Raw genomic sequence first — 236 nt, 5'->3', positions numbered from 1 at the left:
AGTTTTTTTTATTTGGTGATATTTTTAACTTCACTGCCTTCTATTTTTTTAGCTAGAGAACTGAGTAGTTCTAAAATTATATTTAAACAAAACAGCGTCTCATTAAATATACAAATAAAAAAACAAGGTTATATCGCTCAAAACTATTTATTTCTTGAAATAATTGTTTTTTTAAGTATTTCTTTTTATATTTTCGGTAAACCATACTGACGTAAATTCTTTGAAGAAAAGGCGGG

The 236-nt window shown here is 25.0% G+C and carries 1 protein-coding gene; it reads left to right on the top strand.

Annotated elements, in window-relative coordinates:
- Positions 1–210, top strand: a 210-nt coding sequence (locus tag ASG21_RS20505) for a hypothetical protein (protein WP_206743182.1), incomplete at its 5' end; no start/stop codon positions are given.
- Positions 211–236 lie beyond the last annotated feature (26 nt).

Source organism: Chryseobacterium sp. Leaf394 (assembly GCF_001424105.1).
Lineage (GTDB): Bacteria > Bacteroidota > Bacteroidia > Flavobacteriales > Weeksellaceae > Chryseobacterium.
The sequence above is the reverse complement of the archived record's forward strand: the minus strand, read 5'-3'. Positions and strand labels throughout refer to the sequence as shown.